Raw genomic sequence first — 16,842 nt, 5'->3', positions numbered from 1 at the left:
CCTGAGATCCTCGCTTGCAGACCTGACGGATGCACTCGCGCCGCAGCCCTAACCCGCCCAAACACCGGTCGATGGCGAGCGGTCGCCGGAACAGCGGAAATTTTCATGGTTTCCGCCTGTCTCGCCGCGGAGGGCGGCCCCGGTGTGGCCCAACGGGGCGCCCTCCGCCGTCTGACGCCGAGAGGTTCGAGGGAGCGATTGGCCGTTCTTGTCGCGGCGCCGCGCGCGCGTGGCGAGATGGGCCTGTGTCCGGAGAGAGTGAGCTCCGCTCTAAGGCACCGTGTCCCGGCGGGAAATCGACGAAGAGCGGAGGCCAGCTATCTTCGCGTCGACCTCGGCGGACGACAGGATCGCGTCCTCGGCGAAGTAGACCCAGTCGACATCCTCGTGGTACGTCCGCGAGCTGCCCTGTGCGGCATCGAGCTCATCGAACCAGAGGTTGAAGAAGATGAACTGATCCACTTCTGGGACGTACATGGAACCGTGCGTCGCGCGGTGCAATCCATCGATGTAATAGCTGATGGACGCGCTGGTGACCTGGACGACGAGCGTGTGAAAGCCGTTGAAGTTCGCGGAGACCGAGTCTGAGACGTTCACGTCCGACGTCTCCCACGAGGTCAGCCACATCGTGCTCGTGTTGCCCTGTCCCCAACCGCCGTTGGGCATGTACTCGAAATCCTGCTCCGAGTAGTCCGGGTCGCCGGCGGCCCACTCGGTCAAGGTGAAGAAGGTCTCGACGGGCTTGTCGGCGTAAAAACGCGCGCCGGACAGCGGGGTGTCGTTGAACTTGACCTTGGCCGCGTAGGTGCCGAAGCGGAACTTCTGGGCATTGGTAATCACCTCGGCCTGCGAGGTGGTCGCTCCGGTGCCGCTCGTGCTCGCCTTGAGACGCATCAGCTTGTTCGTGGAGCTCTGCGGATCAGCGACCAGCGAGACGTTGGATTCCAACCACGCCGCGCCGCTCACCCCTGGCGCCCCCGACCAGCTCCGCAGCGACCACCAGCTCCTGAAGTTGGCGTCGCCGGTCCCGTTGTAGCTGAAATCGTCGAAGAACTCGGCTGTGACCGCGCTGCCGGCCCGGGTCGTCGCGCTCGCCTGATTGGAGGCGGCAGACGCGCCGCCCGCGTTCAGGGCCGTGACTTTGTAATAGTAGGTGGTCGACGCGGACAGGCCGGTGCTGTTGTGGCTGGTAGAGGTCACGCCGCTGGCGATGCGGTTCCCCGTGCCAGGCGTGAAACCCGACGTGGTCGATCGGTAGACGTCATAGCTCGTCGCACCGCTGCTCGCCGCCCAGCTCAGGGAGATCGCGCTTGCGCTCGACGCCGTGGCCGTCAGGGAGATCGGCGCCGGAGGCGGCGACACACTGCCGCTCGGCGGCGTACCGCTGCGCAAGCCGCCCGTGGGCGCGGAGCCGGCGTCGTGCACGGTGATACGGCCAGAGTTGGAGAAGGTCGTCTGGTTTCCATACGAGTGATCGTCGGTCTCGACGACGTTCGTGTCGAACTCGATCCCGAGGTCGATCGGCTGGGTCGTCGCCCCCGCAGCCAAGCTCCCGGCGGCGCTGGTGAATCCGATCTGCACGTAACGGTCGGCGCCCGTATAGGACACTGTCCCGGTTGTCAGCGTGATTCGGCTGCATCCCGGGCTCCACCACCAGCACGCCGGGGTCACGGTCGTCGCGCCGTTCTTCGTGAACCAGTAGCGTATGACGATGCTGCTCAGCGGTATCGAGGCAGCGGTGTTGTTGCGAATCTTTATCCCGGCCTCGATGATGGTGTCGTTCGGCGCGGCGGCGTCGTAGTTGCTGTACTGAACGGTAAAGTCGGTCGTTCCGGCGAGACTACCGCTCGAGTGGCCGCAGGTCGAGAGCGCGACGAAGAGGCTCAAGCACGCGAGGCGGAGGGCACGAGTCCGCAAGAAATGGGCCATATTTTCGAGGAACGTCGCGCGTCTGCGTCGACCGGTCCGTCTCGCCTGCTCGACAGCATGTAGAGATCTCGAGTTCATGATTGTCAATCGTGCTCCTTTCACGCCCGTATCGCGCGACATCGCCGAGCCGCGGTCGACCCCGCTCCTCGCGTCGAGCGGCGTCCGCTGCGCGCAGAGATCCAGAGCATGGACACTCCTGCTGCGCCGCGTGGCGCGTGCTCCTGTGCCAAGTAAAAAGAAACGTGGCGTCGAGCTGCGACCCCGGGATGATCGCGGCCGCGCTGGGCGCGACGGCCGACATCAAGCAGGACGTGTGCCAGCGCTGAGCAGCGCCCGGTTGGGCTTCGGAGCGACAGGATCAACGGATCATCGCCGGGAGTGCGTACCATGGTGATCCCGGCGATCCTCCGGGTGCGATCTCCGGGGCAAAGGCGCGATCGACGGGATCGCACCCGCCGTCGATGGCGGTCGCCCAGCGACTCGGGGGTCCCAAACGCTGGATAATTTCAATGATGCTGCCAAACCACGCTCCGCATCGCGCGGCGCCGCGTGACGCCGGCGCGGAGGCCTGCTGAGATGGATGGATGCTCCCGCTGAGCGACAACGACGCCGCCTCCACCGAGCTCCTTCCCGGGCCGGTGCGCCCCGCCGCGGCCGCGGCCGAGAGCTTCGCCCTCTCCATCATGGCGGGCCCGGACGAGGGCCGCCGGTTCACCGTGGCGCCGGGGCTGCCCGCCCGCGTGCTCGCCGGCACCAGCCCCGCCTGCGACATCGCCCTCACCGACCGGCTCGTATCTCGCCGCCACGCCGCCTTCGAGCTCGCTGGCGCCCGGCTGCGCGTCACCGATCTCGGCTCGACCAACGGCACCTTCGTCCAGGGGCTCCGCATCGGCGACATCTACCTCCAGGGCAGCGAGCTCATCCGGATCGGCGAGACGGTGCTCCGCGTCGAGGCGCTCGGCGTCACGCAGGCGCCCGACCTCTCGCCCGCCGTGCAGTTCGGCAGGCTCGTCGGCGCCAGCGAGGCGATGCGGCTGCTCTACCCGCTGTGCGAGCGCCTCGCGGCCTCGAGCGTCCCCGTGGTGATCGAGGGCGAGACCGGGACCGGCAAGGAGGTGCTCGCCGAGGCGATCCACGAGCAGGGGCCGCGCGCCGCCGGGCCGTTCGTTGTGTTCGACTGCACGGCGGTGCCGCCGACGCTCGTCGAGTCGGTGCTCTTCGGGCACGAGCGTGGCGCCTTCACCGGCGCGAACGAGACCCGCCGCGGCGTCTTCGAGGAGGCGCACGGCGGCACGCTGCTGCTCGACGAGATCGGCGATCTCGATCTCGCGCTGCAGGCGAAGCTGCTCCGCGCGATCCAGCGCTCGGAGGTGCAGCGCGTCGGCTCGAACAGGTGGATCCGCGTCGACATCCGGGTGCTCGCGGCGACGCGGCGCGATCTGGAGCGCGAGATCCAGGCGGGGCGGTTCCGGGACGATCTGTTCTTCCGGCTCGCGGTGGCGCGGCTCGAGCTGCCGCCGCTGCGCGAGCGGCGGGGGGACGTCACGGTGCTCGCGCACCACTTCTGGCGGCAGCTCGCGGGCCGCGGCGCGCCCTTCCCCCAGGGGTTCGGCGAGCGGCTCGAGGACTACGACTGGCCGGGCAACGTGCGCGAGCTCTACAACGCCGTGGCGCGCCGGGTGGCGCTCGGCGAGGCCGCGCCGATCGAGACGACCCGGGCCGGGCTCGCCTCCCCGGGCGCGCCGGCTCCGCCCTCCACGCGCGGGGGCGCAGAGCCCGGGACATCCGGCGACGTCGTCGAGGAGATCCTCGCGCTGAACCTGCCCCTGCCGCGCGCGCGGGAGCGGATCGTCGATCACTTCGAGCGGCGCTACGTGCAGCGCGTCCTCGCGCAGCACGGGGGCAACGTCAGCAACGCGGCGGCCGCGTCGGGCATCGCGCGGCGGTACTTCCAGATCCTGCGCGCCCGGCGCTCCACCTGACCCCCGCGGCGCCGGCGCGCGGGACGACAGGCGCGCGACAGGCGCGCGGCAGGCCGCGGATGAGCTCCAGGCGGCGCGAGAGCGCCGGATCGCCGGGGGCGATCCAGGAGTTCCCACGCTCGCGATCGAGGCGATCGCGGTGCGATCTCCCCGATCGCCCACGCGCCCCTGGCTTGCCGGGCGCGATCGCCGCGCTTCGGCACCAGGAAGAGCTCAGCGACGGGCTGCCGCGACGCCGTGCGCCCCTCGTCGGAGCCATGATCACGACTGGTACATCGCTTGCTCTTCTCTGAAGCAGCAGAAGCAGCGCAGCTGCATCGGGCCACGACGACCCGGCCGCGCTCGGTACCACGATGTCCCCATCAACGGGTGGTGATCGAGGTCGAGCCCAGCGGCGAGTCACGGCCCAGCGGCGCCGGATCGCAGCATGGCAATGCTGCGTTCGGCGAGACCACCATCGGCGATCGTTCATCTCTCGTCGAAGAAAGGCCACCATGTCTCTCCATCTCTCTAAGATTGCTCCCAAGCTTTCACTTCTCCTCGTCGCCTTCACCGCGAGCGGGCTCGGATGCCTTGCTTCCAGCTCGTCGGAGGAGCTCGAGGTGGATCAGAACGAATCCGCCGCGTGCGCAGACTTTCCGGAGTGGCAGGAGGGTCAGCCGTATGCCGCGGGGGACATCGTGAATTACGAGGGGTCGGCCTACATCGCCAAGTACGACAATCCCGGCTACATCCCGACCGTCAGCACGTACTTCTGGGAGCCGTACTCCGGCTGCAGCGACAGCCCCGAGCCCACCGAGGGCTCCAGCCCCGAGCCCACCGAGGGCTCCAGCTCCGAGCCCACCGACGGCTCGTGCAACTATCCGCAATGGCAAGAGGGTCAGCCGTATGCCGCGGGGGACATCGTGAATTACGAGGGGTCGGCCTACATCGCCAAATACGACAATCCCGGCTACATCCCGACCGTCAGCACGTACTTCTGGGAGCCGTACTCCGGCTGCAGCGGCAGCCCCGGCGACGACGGCAGACCCCGCGCGGGCGGTGGGCTCCCCGCAAAGATCGTCGCTGGCTACTACCCCAACTGGACGGAAGCGCCCGTCCGCATCCGGGACATCAACAGCAATTACAACGTGATCTATCTCTTTGCCGCGAAGCCCTTCGGAGGATCGCCCGGCACCACGGGCGCCGTCTACTGGGAGGCGCCGGGTGATGGCAAGGGAGCAGCGACGAACCTGAACGCCGACATCGAGTACGCACGGACGATCCAGGATCGCAGGATCATCCTCTCCGTCGGCGGCGCCCACAATGGTATGAGCTTCCCGACGCGCGCGAAGTCGAAGACGTTCGTCGATAGCGTGATCGGGATCTACGACAGCCTGGGTGGGTTCGACGGCCTCGACTGGAACACCTTCGAGGCCGATCAGGCCCCCGACACCTCCGAGATGATCTGGATCAGCCAGGAGCTGAAGCGGCGCATCCCCGGCTTCATCATCACCGCGCCTCCGGCCCCCTGGAACAGCCGCGACAAGACGTTTTGCCAGCAGATGGTGGACGCCGGCGCCTTGGACTACGCGGCCCCGCAGTACTACGATGGCCCCGATCTCGCCGAGCAGTCTTACATCGTGAACAGCGTGAACGAGTGGGTCTCGCTGCTCGGTCCGACGCACGTCGTCGTGGGGTTCGGGATCTCGGACCGGCAATACTACATGTCGATCGACGACGCGATCCCCACGTGGAATCAAGTCGAGAGCAACCACCCGGCGCTCCGCGGCGTGTTCGACTGGGAGATCCACATGGACGAGAGCAAGGGGTGGCAGTTCGCCAACGGCGTGGGACCTCTCGTCACGGACTGAAGCGGGATCGCGTGGAGCGCGCGGCGATTCCGCCCGCCGATCGCGGACAGCGCGCGCTCCCCTTGATTGAAGGAGATCTGCGCCTATCGGTAGAAGGCGACGTCGTCGATCCAGATATCGAACGCCAGCTCCTTGTCGAAGAAGAACTCGATGGCCCAGAGCCGGTCCAGGGCGGGCGCCAGCAACTGGTTACCGTAGGGCTCCTGCTTGAGGCACTCCACCGGAATCTTGAAGTGCTTCCAGTCGGTCTCCAGCATGACCGGCTTGTGGAAGTGATTGTTGCATCCCTCCTCGGCTTCGTTGCAGATGCCCCCCAGGTGATAGGTCTGCTGATCGATGAACATCACCTTCATCTTCCTTGTGGAGCCCTCCTCGGCGCGGGCCCAGAACGTGAGGCCACGGTACTCGGATGCGTCGTAGTAGCCCTCGTCGTCCAGATGGAAGCCGACGCCGGCTCCCCAGAGGACGAAGCCGTCATCAGCGCTCGTGTGCAAGGCCTTGATGCTGGCGCCGCGCGGAGGGTCAAGGGTGCTCACGAGGTCCGCCGGGTCCGCAGGATCCTGCTTTCCTTGCGGTGACTCGTCGTTGTCCTCGAACCAGAACCCTGCCCAAGGGTTCGCCCCGTTCCCTTTGGAGATCCGGGTATCTCCGTCTTCCATGTCGTCGATCATCGACCAGGCGAGGGTCTCCCCGGGCAGCACCGCGAGGATCTCGCATGGATTCCCCGCGCCGCCGCCGCTCCCGGCCGCTGAGCCCGCTGCGCCGCCGCCTCCGGAGCTCTGGTCCTCGGGCTCGTAGATCTTGTCGAAGCCGAAGATCTGCGCACATCCGAGCCCGAGCAGCGCCATGGCACATCCGCCGGCGCACCGGACGAGAGCCAGCATCGTCTTCATTTTCATGGGGAATTTCGCGAGTTTTTGGTCACGGAGGATATGAGGTTGGCCGCCGAAATGGAATGATGCCCCCATCAAGTCACACGTCGGTCACCGATCAGTCACCGAGCGGCCACCGGCCATTCCGCCGCGCGATGGCGCAGACCGACGGAGCGCGCCCTAGATCTTTGCTGGGACATTGTAAACAGCGCTCCGATCCGTCAGTTCCTGAGTGCAGGCGTCGCGTACGCTGGTGTATAAGTTCGCCTGCTGGTGGAACCCATGTCGCTGAGTCTGGACGACGGGAGGCTGTTTGCTGGCAGGTACCGCGTGGTGCGCGGAATCGCCAGCGGCGCGATGGGCGCGGTCTACGAGGTTCTGCACATCGAGACGGAGCGCCGGCGGGCGCTCAAAGTCATGCACTCGCACCTCGCCGCCAACCCCGAGTTCCAGGCCCGGTTCAAGCTGGAGGCGCGCGTCGCCGCGCGCATCGAGAGCGACCACATCGTGGAGGTGTTCGACGCCGGTATCGATGCCGAGACCGGCAAGCCGTTCCTCGTGATGGAGCTGCTCCGCGGCACGCTGCTCGACGAGCGCCTCCGCCACGCCGGGCGCCTGCCGCCGGAAGAGGCCGTCGCCTTCCTGCGCCAGACCGCCATCGCCCTCGACAAGACACACGCCGCGGGGGTGGTCCACCGCGACCTCAAGCCCGCCAACCTCTTCCTGGCCGAGACCGACGACGGGGCGCCCAGGATCAAGGTGCTCGACTTCGGCATTGCCAAGCTCGTCGTCGAAACGGCGACGGACTCGGCGGCGACCGCCGTCCTCGGCACGCCGCTGTACATGGCGCCAGAGCAATTCAGCGGCGAGTCGGTCTCGCGGGCTGCGGACATCTTCGCCCTCGGCATGATCGCGTACACGCTCCTCGTCGGCAAGGCGTACTGGCTGAACGACAGGCGGAAGTACGACAGTGCGCTCGCGTTCGCGGCGCTCGCCGTGCACGGCCCGCAGGAGCCCGCGTCCGCGCGCGCGAACGCCGAGGGGGTGGAGCTGCCTCCGGCCTTCGACGCGTGGTTCGCCAAGGTGACGGCCCGCGCCCCCGAGGCGCGCTTCGCCGCCGCTTCGGCCGCAATCGAGGCGCTCGCCGAGGTCTTCGACCTGCCCGCCGCGCCGGTGCGATCCTCGCGCCTGCTCCCCGCGGAGACGCCGAGCGGACGTGGATCCCCGAGCTCCCGCTCGTCGCCGCCAAGCGGCATCCAGCTCCCGACCGCGGCCGTGGTGACCGCGCTGCCCCCCACGAAGCAACGGAGCCGAGCCGCGATCACCGTCGCGGTGCTCGTCCTCGTCGGCGGCGGCGTTGGCGCCTTCGCCTCGCTGAGCCGCGGCGCGCTCCTCGCCGACGGGAGCGCGAAGACCGCGCAGACCGCGGGGGACGCGCGCTCGCCCGCCTCCGCGCCCCCTGAAGTCCATCCGACGCCGCCTCTCCCCGACGCCTCGGCGACAGCCACAGCGCCGGACGTCGCGGCGCCCGCTCCCACGCCCTCCGAGCCGCTGGGCAAGGGCAGCCGCGCGCTCGCCCCCGCGACGGGGGCGGCGAGCGCGTCGCCGCCGCCAGCGCTCGGCTCACGGCGCAGGGTCACGCCAGCCCCGTCGGCCGCAGAGACGAGCCCTGAGTTGCTGTACAAGCCGGACTGAGCACGATGGCAGGGCGGACACTTCTTCGCCGGGAGCGAGCGGGAACGATGGTATTTGGCGGCTCACTCATGCGCTTCTCTTGGTTCCGGTCCATCGGTCTTGGTGTGCTGGGCGTCGCCGTCGCGACGCCGGCCGGCGCGCAGGCGCTCGCCGTCGCGGAGTCGCACTTCGACCGCGGGCGCGCCGACATGCTGGCAGGCCGGTACGAGACCGGCTGCCCTGCCCTCGCCGAGAGCCAGCGCCTCGATCCTCGCCCGGGGCGGCTATTCACGCTCGCCGAGTGCGAGGCCAAATGGGGGCGTATCGCGACCGCAATCGCGCGCTACAACGACTATCTCGCGATGGTTGATCGCATGAGTGAGTCCGAGCGGGTCAAGCAGGCGGCGCGACACAAGATCGCGCTCGGGCAGCGCAGCGCGCTCGCGCCGCTCGTGCCGCAGCTCACGCTGTCGCTGCCGCCGGGCACGCCGGCGGGGACGCGCGTGCAGTGCGACGGCATCACGCTGGAGCAACCCTCGCTTGGCGTCGCGCTCCCCGTCGATCCCGGAGAGCACGTCGTGACGACGCAGGCGCCGGGAGGGGCCATGGCCGAGACGCGGTTCACGATCGACCGGTCGGAGTCGAAGGCGATCGTGCTCGAGGTGAAGCCCCCGGCCGCCGCCAAGCCGCCGGCGCCGCCGCGCGCCAAGCCGCCGGCGCCGCCGCCGGATCAGGGGCCCAGCGGCCTGCGGGTGGCCACCTATGTGGCGGGCGGGCTCGGCGTGGCCGGGCTGATCGTCGGATCGGTGACCGGGTGGATGGCGCTCGACGCGAGCGGCGTCGCGGCCGACAACTGCAGGGACGTGAGCCCCGACCGGGCGCGATGCCAGCCCGACGGGCTCGAGGCTGGTAACCGCGCGAAGCAGCTCGGGCTGGTGAGCACGGTCGGCTTCGGTGCCGGCGTGGCGCTCGTCGGCGCGTCGGCGCTGGTCTTCCTGCTGGAGCCATCCCCGCGCCGCCAGCCAGCACCCGAGGTGAGCTGGGAGCTGACGGCGGGCCAGGCCGGTGGCGGCGTCGTGGTGCGTAGCCGCTGGTGACGCGGCTCGCGCGCGCCGCCGGCCCATGAGCCGGCCAGCACGCCATGCCCGGGATAGGAGATCACTGCGATTGCCTTCTCCCCTGCCCCGCCACTTGCGGGCAGCGGGGCAGGCGGCGTCTGTGGACGAGGGGGGCCCTATCGACGATATCGCCTCTCCAGGCGCTCGACACGCTCGCTCATCCCAGGCCCTGAGCGGCGGTGCCAGAACATCGATCACATTAGAATCTCGAAAAATCAGCAGAAGAGAAGAAACCGCAAGGGCGCGAGGGGCGCAAGGGAAGAGAGGAAGCCATCTCATCTCTCATCTCTCATCTCTCATCTCTCATCTCTCATCTCTCATCTCTCATCTCTCATCTCTTGCGTCCCTTGCGCCCTTGCGGTTATTCTTTCCCGCATTCCCTTGCCTTGGAGCTTGGTCCCAGCAGATCGTTGGGTTTTGCAAGCCATTAAAATTAGACGACTTTCAACCTGTTCGGCGTTTTAGGGCAAGGTGTCCACGAGGGCGATCGAGGACGCTCGGAAACCGGTCACTTGCGCGTCGACCTCGGCCTGCGACAGGAGGACGTCCTTCGCGAAGTAAACCCAGTCGACGTCCTCGGCGTACGTCCGCGGGGCGGTCTGTCCGGCGGCGAGCTCGTCGAACCATAGGTTGAAGTCGAGGTGCTGGTCCGTCTCGGGGACGTAGGCGGCGTCGTGCGTGCAGAGCAGCGCGCCGTCGATGTAGTAACGGATACCGGACGCGTCGACCTGGAGGAGGAGCCTCTTCCAGCCCGACTGGTCCCTCGCCACCTGGTTCGACTGCGTATTCTCGAGCGTGGCCGTCTCCCACGAGGTCAGCCACAGCGTGCTGGTATCGCCCTGCCCCCACCCGCCGTTGGGCATGTACTCGAAATCCTGCTCCGAGTAGTTGGGATCGGTCTCGGGATCGTTGATCCATGGGCTGATCGTGAAGAACGTCTCGACCAGCTTGTCGCCGAGGTGCCGGGTCCCGGTCAGGGGCGTGTCGCGGAATCTCACCCTGGCGGAGTAGGTCCCGAGGCGGAACCTGTCGTCGTTGGACTGGATCTCCGCGTGCGAGGTGCTCGCGCCCGATCCGCGCGACGTCGCTTCGAGCCGCAGCAGCCTGTTCGAGGCGAGATCGGGATCTTCGATGAACGACACATTGGACGAGAGCCATTGTGCGCCGGCGACCCCCGGCGCTCCGTCGGTCGTCCGTACCCACCACCGGCTCTTGAGACCGTCGTCGGCGATGCCGGTGTAGCTGAAATCGTCGAAGAACTCGGCCGACACCGTGACGCCGCCGCCCTCGCCGCCAGCGCCCCCGCCCTCGCCGCTGCCGCCGACGCCCTCGCCGCTGCCGCCCTCGCCGCCGACGCCCTCGCCGCCCTTGCCGCTCCCGCCCTCGCCGCTGCCGCCCTCGCCGCCCTTGCCGCTGCCGCCCTCGCCGCTGCCGCCGACGCCCTTGCCGCTGCCGCCCTCGCCGCCGACGCCCTCACCGCCGCTCCCTCCGCCAGCGCCGCCGCCGCCATCGCCGGCAGGGGCGTCGAGCTCGCTCGAGCAACCCACCAGCGCGTGCACCGCGAGGAGCACCGCCCCCGCGGTGTGGATGAAGCGCGCGCCGCGCGGCGCCTCGTTCAAAGCAGCGATCCTCTGACCTTCGCGATCCGTTTTCATCGAGACCGTTCCTTCCGGGACGAGCGTCCCATCGCGGGCGGCTCCGAGGAGACCATGATGATGCTCCACCCCCGCTCCGCGAGGTCCGCGATGATCGCATAGATCTCGCACCTGGCGCCGACGTCGGCCCCGCAGATCGGCTCGTCGAGGATCAAAACGTCGGGGCTCGAGAGGAGCCCGCGCGCCACGACGACCAACTTATCTGTGCATCGAGGGGGCCGCGTTCACTCCACAGCCTGCGGCCCGCAGAGGAGGCGCGACGAGGATTCGCGCGAGCGCGTCGGCGAGGACGTCCTCCGGCGCCGCGCTCGCCGTTCGCGCGCGGAAGGCGATGAAGCCGTCAGGCCGAACGAGGGCGGCGCCGTCGCGCCCTATCCCGTACGCGCCGCGGAGCGCGCCGCTCGGATCCTCCACGTCGCCGCCGGCGCGGTGCGCGGAGAGCGGGATCCCCGTCCGGCGCGCGAGCTTGCGCGCCGCCTCGCACCACGCGTCGCCGCGCTCGGCCGCCAGCAGCACGAAGCCGCGCCCGAAGAGATCGAGCGTCGAGATGCGCGCGTCCTGCCGCGAGAGCCACACGTGCGGCGCGCGCGTGCCCGGGCGCCCCCGGAGCTCCGTCGCGCCCGGGCCGGGAGGCGCGCCCGGCTCGAGGATCACAGCCTCCGAGGCGTAGCCGTACCCGACCACGAAGTACGGGAAGGCGCGCCGCATGGTCCAGAGCATCGCGAGCCCGGACCTTCCGGTCATGAGCCCGCGCTCGTCGTTCATGTCCCCCGCGATGTCGGCGACGGCGCGCGCTACAGGCCGCCGCTCGACGTCATACGTGTCGAGCAGCCCTTCGCCCGCGCGCCCCGCGAGCACGGCCGCGAGCTTCCACGCGAGGTTGTGCGCGTCCTGAATGCCCGTGTTCGCGCCGAAGCCGCCCCACGGCGGCATCACGTGGGCCGCGTCCCCGGCGAGGAAGACGCGCCCGTGGCGGAACCCGTCTGCGACGCGGACGGCGGACTGCCAGGGCATCACGCCCTTGAGCTCCACCGCGAGATCCGGGATGCCCGTGGCGCGGCGGATGATCTCCGCGCAGCGCTCGCGCCCGAAGGCTTCGGCGCGCTCGCCCTTGTCGGGATCAAACGGGATGTGGAGGACCCAGAGGTCGGCGTTGTTGACCGACGCAAAGAGCCCACGGAGATCGCCGTCTTCGACGAGGCACATGCTGAACTCACGCCCGCGGACGAGCTCGGTGAGATCGGCGCGAAAATAGAGGTTGAGCTGGTGCGTGAGGACGCCGCGGCCGCTCTGGCCGACGCCGAGGGAGGTCCGCACCGGGCTCCGCGCGCCGTCGGCCGCGATCACGTAGTCGGCGCGAGCTCGCCGCCGCGCCCCGCTCGCTCGATCCAGGAGGGTCGCCGTCACGCCCTCGGCGTCCTGCGTGAGCTCGACGAGCTCCGTCGAGAAGCGCGCGTCGACGCCGCGCGCCCTGGCCGCCTCGAGGAGCACGGGCTCCAGGTGGTCCTGCGTGACGCGGCAGGGCGAGGTCGGGCTCTTGGCCGATCCCTCGCCGCGCATCATCCGCGCGCGGAGCCAGCGGATGAGGAGCCCGTTCGAGCGGCGCGCCGCCATCACCTCGGAGAGCGTCCGCCCCTTGTAGACCCCCATGCTCGGCGCGATCACCTCTCCGGCCTTTCGCACCGCGGCCTCGAGTCCGAGCTCGCGGAGGAGCTCCATCGTCCGCCCGCTCACGCCGCGCGCGCGGGGGTGGATGCTCGTCCCGGAGTGGCGCTCGACGAGCATGGACGGGACGCCGTGCTGCGCGAGGAAGAGCGACGCGGACAGGCCGACGACGCCGCCGCCCACGATGAGCACCTTCACCCGCTCCACCTCGTCACCGTCGATTTGCGTCATTTGCGTCATGAGCCTCGCCTCCGGCCGGTACATACTAGGAATAGACACAAAATTGGAGTGAGTTCAATTTTTATGTCAGTACAATCTTCGAGAGACCGCAAAATCACGGCGACCAAGCGCGCCCCGGCGCGGACGCGCGCCGAGCCGGAGGCGCCCCCGCCGCCGGCCGGCCTGCGCGAGCGGAAGAAGCAGGCGACGCGGCTCGCGATCTCGGACGTGGCGACGCGCCTCTTCATCGAGCGCGGCTTCGATCGCGTGACCGTCGCCGAGGTCGCGGAGGCCGCGGGCGTATCGGTGAACACGATCTTCAACTACTTCGCGACGAAGGAGGATCTCTTCTTCGATCGCGGCGAGGAGGTCGGAGGAGAGCCCGCGCGCATGGTCCGAGCGCGCCGCCCGGGCGAGCCCGTGCTCGCCGCGCTCGAGCGGGGCCTGCGCGAAAAGGGGGCGATGTCGGCCTACGAGGGCGCGAGGGTCCTGCCGTTCCTCGCCACGATCGAGGCGAGCCCTGCGCTCAAGGCGCGCGAGCGCGCGCTCTTCGATCGCAGCGAGGAGCTCCTCGCGGGCGCGCTGCGCGAGGCGGGGGGCGCGCGCGGCGACGACCCCGCTCCCCAGATCATCGCGGCGCTCATCACGGCGCTCGAGTGGACGATCATCCAAGAGCACCGCGCGCGGCTGCTCCGCGGCGAGCCCGACAAGAAGATCCGCGCCGCGCTCGGCCGCATCGCCAAGCGCGGCTTCGCGCTGCTCCGCGACGGCGTGGGCACCTTCGGCGCGCAGGAAGCGTGAGCCGGCGCGCTTGCGCCGGCGATGGCTCAGCGCTTGAGCCCGGTCCGCGCGAGCCCCTCGACGAAATACCGCTGCGCGAACAGGAAGAGCACCACGAGCGGCAGCATCGCGAGGGACGCGCCCGCCATGAGCACGGCCGGCTCGCCGCCGTAGGCGTTCTGGGTGCCGGCGATCATCTGCTGGATGTTCATCTTCTGCGGAGAGCTGATGTAGATGAGCGGCCCGAAGTAGTCGTTCCAGGCGGCCTTGAGCCCGAGGACCGCGAGCGTCGCGACGGCCGGCCCGGCGAGGGGGAAGACCACCCGCGTGAACGTCTGGAGAGGGTTCGCGCCGTCCAGCGTCGCGGCCTCGATGAGCTCGTCCGGGATGCTCGCGAAGTACTGCCGCATCAGGAAGATCGCGATCGCGCTGCCCGTCGCGCCCGGCACGATGAGCGGATAGTAGGTGTCGATCCAGCCGATCCAGGCGAAGCCCACGAACTGCGGGATCAACGTGACCACGCTCGGCAGCATCATCGTCGACAGGAGCGCGGCGAAGATCGCGTCACGCCCCGGAAAACGGAGCTTCGCAAAGGCGTAGCCGGCGAACGAGGCGGTGAGGAGGCCGCCGAGGGTGGAAGGGACGGCGATGAGGAGAGTGTTCCAGGTGCCGCGGAGGATGTCGATCTCGGCGAAGGCTTGCCGGTAGTTGGCGAGCGTCGGGCGGGACGGGATCCAGCGGATCGGGACGGCGTAGATCTCGTCCGCCGGCTTCACGCTGGTGCTGATCATGAACGCGAAGGGCGCGAGCACGAAGACGGCGACCAGCGCGAGGACCGCATAGGAGAGGAGCCGGAGCGCGCGGCGCTCCTTGGACCTCCGGCCGCTACTCATCGTGCACCCAGCGCCGGGCGAGGCGGAACTGGAGCACGGTCACGATCATCACGAGCACGCCGAGCACCCAGGCCATCGCCGACGCATAACCCATCTGGAAGTGCTGAAAGCCGCTGAGGTAGAGGTAGAGCATGAACGTCGCCGAGCGGAACTCCGGGCCGCCGCGCGTCATCACGTACACCTGATCGAAGCTCTGCAGCCCGCCGATGACGCTGGTGACGGCGATGAAGAACGTCATCGGGCTGATGGCCGGCAGGGTCACGTGCCGGAAGCGCTGCCAGGCGTTCGCCCCGTCGAGCTCCGCGGCCTCGAGGAGCGATCGCGGCACGCCCTGGAGCGCGGCCAGGAAGAGGACCATGTTGTAGCCGAGCCCGCTCCAGATCCCCATCACGACGAGCGCGGGTTTGACCAGGTGCGGGTTCGAGAGCCACGCGGGCGGGTCGGCGACGCCGAGGGCGCGGAGGTACGTGTTGATGAGCCCGTAATCGGCGCTGTAGATCCACTTCCAGAGCAGCGCCGCGGCCACGATCGAGCACACGGAGGGGACGAAATAGATGGTGCGGAAGAACCCCTCGAGCCTGAGCTTCTGGTTCAACAGGAGCGCGAGCAAGAGGGAGATGGCGATGCCGACCGGGATGCCGAGGAGGTAAAAGGCCGTGTTGGCGAGCGTCCGCCAGACGAAGAAATCCCGGGCGAAGAGGCGAGCGTAGTTATCGAGGCCGACCCAGCGCGGCGGCGTGAGCACCTCGAAGCGGGTGAAGCTCAGATAGAGCGACGCCAGCATCGGCCCGAGCGCGAATACGATGAAGCCGAGCACGGGGATCGCCACGAACGCACAACCCCAGCGCGCCTCGGCGCGGGCCCGCGGGATCCGCTTCTTCAACGCGCCGCCTCCGGCCCGGGGTTGTTCTCCCGCAAGGTTTGCTCGATGACCGGCGCGAGGGCCGGGAGCAGCGCGCGCGCGGGCCGTTCGCCGCGCCAGACCTCGGGGATGAAGCTCGAGAAGACCTCGTGCCAGAAGGCGTTGGGCGTCGCGGTCTCGGGGCTCGGACGGCTCGTCTCGGCGGCGCGCAGGAAGACCTCGGCGTGGACCGGCCGCTGCCCTGGCTGGAGGAAGGCGGCGGTCGCGGCGACCGATCGCTGATTGGGCACTTGGAGCCCGGATCGGGCCAGCTCGCTCTGTCCCTCGGGGCCGGCCAGGTACTCGATCAACGTGAACGCCTCGGCGGTGTGCCGGCTCGCGGCGCTGATGGCGAGCCCCACGGAGCCCGACCAGCTCACCGACGTCATGCCCGGCTTCGGCACCGGCACGGGCGCGACGTCCCAGTCGAAGCGCATCCGGCGATATCGCGGGACCATCCAGCGACCGTCGATGTGCATGGCGACGAGCCCGGCCTCGAAGAGCTCGCTCTGCCCGGCGCCGCCGCTGCGGGCGAGGTTGGGCGCCACGTGATGGCGGAGGGCCAGATCCGCGCACCACTGCACCGCGTCCATCGACACGTCGGAGGCCATGAGCCACCGGCGCCGCTCCGCGTCGACGATCTCGCCGCCCGCTGACCACACCGCGGCTTCATAGGGATATCCGGTGATCCCCCAGTGCTGGACATAGCCTTCGCGGTAGGTGAGCGCGCGAAAGGCAGCGATGGCCTGGTCCCAGGTCATAGGCACCTCGGGATCCGGCGCGGGGACGCCGCGGCGGCGGAGCACGTCCTTGTTGTAGTAGAGCACCGTGGGGCCGATGTCCTTCGGCAGCGCGTAGAGGCTGCCTTCGTGGAGGACGCGGCCATTCCAGCGATAGCGGGCCAGGGCGGTCGGCCAGATGTCGGCGAGGTCGAGGGTCCGACTCTGCTGCGCGAGAGCGTCGATGTCCCGCAGGGCGCCCTGACTGACCATCTCGCCGAACGCGCCGTCGGGCACATAGAAGACGTCGGGCGCGCGCCTCGCCACGATCATCAGACGGAGCTTGTTGAGGTAGTCGTAGCCGACGCCGGGCACCTGCGTGTACTCGACGTGGATCTCCGGGTGGATCCGCTCGAACGCGGCGAGCGCCGACCGCATGATGGCCCGCTCCTCCGGCATCCCCCAGCCGACGAAGGTGATGGTGGTGCGAGCGACGTGCGAGGGGGGATCGGCCTTCGAGGCGCACCCGGCGGGCGAGATGGACGCGCACCAGACCACGAGCCAGAGCGCGCGACGGGCCAT

The 16,842-nt window shown here is 69.3% G+C and carries 13 protein-coding genes; 5 read left to right on the top strand and 8 right to left on the bottom strand.

Features of this window, described 5'->3' with window-relative positions:
- Positions 1-270 precede the first annotated feature (270 nt).
- A complete protein-coding gene (locus WME90_RS16020) occupies positions 271-1,917 on the bottom strand; it encodes a cellulose binding domain-containing protein (RefSeq protein WP_437281990.1) in 1,647 nt (548 codons plus the stop codon).
- 596 nt (positions 1,918-2,513) lie between these two features.
- Here WME90_RS16020 and WME90_RS16015 point away from each other — a divergent pair.
- Together WME90_RS16015 and WME90_RS16010 are read left to right on the top strand one after the other, a co-directional pair.
- Positions 2,514-3,911 carry a sigma 54-interacting transcriptional regulator gene (locus tag WME90_RS16015; RefSeq protein WP_437281989.1) on the top strand — a complete coding sequence of 466 codons (1,398 nt, stop codon included), beginning with the start codon at positions 2,514-2,516 and terminating at the stop codon, positions 3,909-3,911.
- Between the two features lie 602 nt (positions 3,912-4,513).
- Complete coding sequence (locus WME90_RS16010) at positions 4,514-5,764, top strand: glycosyl hydrolase family 18 protein (protein WP_437281988.1); 1,251 nt, start codon at positions 4,514-4,516, stop codon at positions 5,762-5,764.
- Between the two features lie 83 nt (positions 5,765-5,847).
- Here WME90_RS16010 and WME90_RS16005 read toward each other — a convergent pair whose 3' ends face one another.
- On the bottom strand, positions 5,848-6,663 hold the full coding sequence (locus tag WME90_RS16005) for a hypothetical protein (protein WP_437281987.1): 816 nt from the start codon (positions 6,661-6,663) through the stop codon (positions 5,848-5,850).
- Positions 6,664-6,918: 255 nt separating this feature from the next.
- Between WME90_RS16005 and WME90_RS16000 the strand changes: the two genes are divergently transcribed.
- Complete coding sequence (locus WME90_RS16000) at positions 6,919-8,331, top strand: protein kinase domain-containing protein (RefSeq protein ID WP_437281986.1); 1,413 nt, start codon at positions 6,919-6,921, stop codon at positions 8,329-8,331.
- 68 nt (positions 8,332-8,399) lie between these two features.
- A complete protein-coding gene (locus tag WME90_RS15995; protein WP_437281985.1) occupies positions 8,400-9,407 on the top strand; it encodes a hypothetical protein in 1,008 nt (335 codons plus the stop codon).
- Between the two features lie 482 nt (positions 9,408-9,889).
- On the opposite strand, the gene WME90_RS15990 is transcribed toward WME90_RS15995, so the two are convergent.
- From WME90_RS15990 to WME90_RS15980, 3 genes are read right to left on the bottom strand one after another with little or no spacing between them, the layout of a single operon-like run.
- The gene (locus tag WME90_RS15990) at positions 9,890-11,083 is read right to left on the bottom strand and encodes a glycoside hydrolase family 16 protein (protein WP_437281984.1); all 1,194 of its coding nucleotides are present in this window, start codon (positions 11,081-11,083) and stop codon (positions 9,890-9,892) included.
- Complete coding sequence (locus WME90_RS15985) at positions 11,080-11,271, bottom strand: hypothetical protein (protein WP_437281983.1); 192 nt, start codon at positions 11,269-11,271, stop codon at positions 11,080-11,082. Before WME90_RS15985 ends, WME90_RS15990 begins: the two co-directional genes overlap by 4 nt.
- A 10-nt stretch (positions 11,272-11,281) precedes the next feature.
- A complete protein-coding gene (locus WME90_RS15980) occupies positions 11,282-12,988 on the bottom strand; it encodes an FAD-dependent oxidoreductase (RefSeq protein WP_437281982.1) in 1,707 nt (568 codons plus the stop codon).
- Positions 12,989-13,051: 63 nt separating this feature from the next.
- Here WME90_RS15980 and WME90_RS15975 point away from each other — a divergent pair, with 63 nt between their 5' ends.
- Positions 13,052-13,768, top strand: coding sequence for a TetR/AcrR family transcriptional regulator (locus WME90_RS15975; RefSeq protein WP_437281981.1), 717 nt, complete (start codon positions 13,052-13,054; stop codon positions 13,766-13,768).
- A gap of 26 nt (positions 13,769-13,794) precedes the next feature.
- Here WME90_RS15975 and WME90_RS15970 read toward each other — a convergent pair whose 3' ends face one another.
- The 3 genes from WME90_RS15970 to WME90_RS15960 are packed head-to-tail and all read right to left on the bottom strand — an operon-like array spanning position 13,795 to position 16,842.
- Positions 13,795-14,640, bottom strand: coding sequence for a carbohydrate ABC transporter permease (locus WME90_RS15970; RefSeq protein ID WP_437281980.1), 846 nt, complete (start codon positions 14,638-14,640; stop codon positions 13,795-13,797).
- Positions 14,633-15,523 carry a carbohydrate ABC transporter permease gene (locus tag WME90_RS15965; RefSeq protein WP_437281979.1) on the bottom strand — a complete coding sequence of 297 codons (891 nt, stop codon included), beginning with the start codon at positions 15,521-15,523 and terminating at the stop codon, positions 14,633-14,635. Before WME90_RS15965 ends, WME90_RS15970 begins: the two co-directional genes overlap by 8 nt.
- Entirely contained in the window at positions 15,520-16,842 is a 1,323-nt protein-coding gene (locus WME90_RS15960; protein WP_437281978.1) for an ABC transporter substrate-binding protein, read from the bottom strand. The genes WME90_RS15965 and WME90_RS15960 overlap by 4 nt, the downstream gene beginning before the upstream one ends.

Source organism: Sorangium sp. So ce375, from assembly GCF_051473855.1.
Taxonomy (GTDB): Bacteria; Myxococcota_A; Polyangia; order Polyangiales; family Polyangiaceae; genus Sorangium.
The sequence above is the reverse complement of the archived record's forward strand: the minus strand, read 5'-3'. Positions and strand labels throughout refer to the sequence as shown.